The organism is Noviherbaspirillum agri (assembly GCF_054780595.1).
Genome location: NZ_BAAGWA010000040.1, coordinates 1 through 1,147, shown reverse-complemented (window position 1 = coordinate 1,147; position 1,147 = coordinate 1). Strand labels below are relative to the sequence as shown.

Here is a 1,147-nt window from a genome sequence, read left to right as displayed (position 1 = left end):
GCTAATGCCATGGACTCCCTCCACCTCAGAAGCTCGGTAGACTGAGGATCGAGCGGGCAAGCGCACCGCATCTGATCGGGAGAGCGAATATGGCAATCGTACGAGTCGGTTTGGATATCGCAAAGCTGGTGTTTCAGGTGCATGGCGTCGATGAGCATGGCAAGGCGAAACTGAAGAAGACGCTATCCCGTAGTGAGGTGCTGGAGTTCTTTGCCAAGCTGCCGCCGTGCCTGGTTGGGATTGAGGCTTGTGGCGGTGCCCATTACTGGGCCAGGGAGCTCAAGCAGATGGGCCATGATGCCCGGTTAATGGCGTCGCAATTCGTCATTCCTTACCGCAAGAGCGGCAAGAACGACGCCAATGATGCGGAGGCGATTTGCGAGGCAGTCGGTCGCCCGAATATGCGCTTCGTGCCGGTCAAGAGCGAAGAGGCGCAAGCGATTCTGACGATGCATCGCGCCCGGGAATTGCTGGTGGCGGAACGGATCGCGCTATCGAACCAGATTGGTGGTCTGCTGGGCGAGTTTGGCATCGTTGTTACTCGCGGGATGGCGCGATTGCGGCGGGTGATGATGGAAGTTCAAACGGGCACAAGGAGCTTGCCGCTGCTGGCCAAGGAAACGATTTGCGAGCTGTACGAGCGCATGCAACGGCTGGATGACAAGGCGCTGGAATACGAACGCAAGATCAGCAGCATGGCGCGGCAAAGCGAGCCAGCCAGGCGGCTGATGGCCATTGAAGGTGTCGGGCCGATCACCGCAACAGCGATTGTGGCCAGTGTCGGCGACGCGAAGCTGTTTCGCAACGGGCGGGAATTTGCGGCCTGGCTGGGTTTAACACCTAGCCAGAATTCCAGTGGCGGCAAGAGCCGGCTGGGCGGCATCAGCAAGCGCGGCGATGTGCGGCTTCGCACGCTGTTGATCCATGGCACCCGCAGTGTCATGCGCCTGGCAGGTGAAAGGACGGATCGCAAAAGCAAGTGGGTGATGGAGCTGCAGAAACGGTCCTGCAGCAATGTCGCCGCCGTCGCATTGGCGGCCAAGCATGCCAGGATCATGTGGGCCATGCTTGCCAGAGGCACGGAATACAGGGCGGCTGCCTGAACGGATATCGGGAGCCGAAGATTAACCAACTGGAGTACCCCGCC

General features: G+C 59.9%; 1 protein-coding gene. It reads left to right on the top strand.

Features of this window, described 5'->3' with window-relative positions:
• Nucleotides 1-89: 89 nt before the first annotated feature.
• Nucleotides 90-1,103, top strand: coding sequence for an IS110 family RNA-guided transposase (locus tag ACYVIA_RS22250; RefSeq protein ID WP_460844489.1), 1,014 nt, complete (start codon nucleotides 90-92; stop codon nucleotides 1,101-1,103).
• Nucleotides 1,104-1,147: the final 44 nt, after the last annotated feature.

Excerpts from the sequence above, each read along its gene's own strand:
- ACYVIA_RS22250 (WP_460844489.1), top strand. The coding sequence starts at position 90 with ATGGCAATCGTACGAGTCGGTTTGGATATCGCAAAGCTGGTGTTTCAG.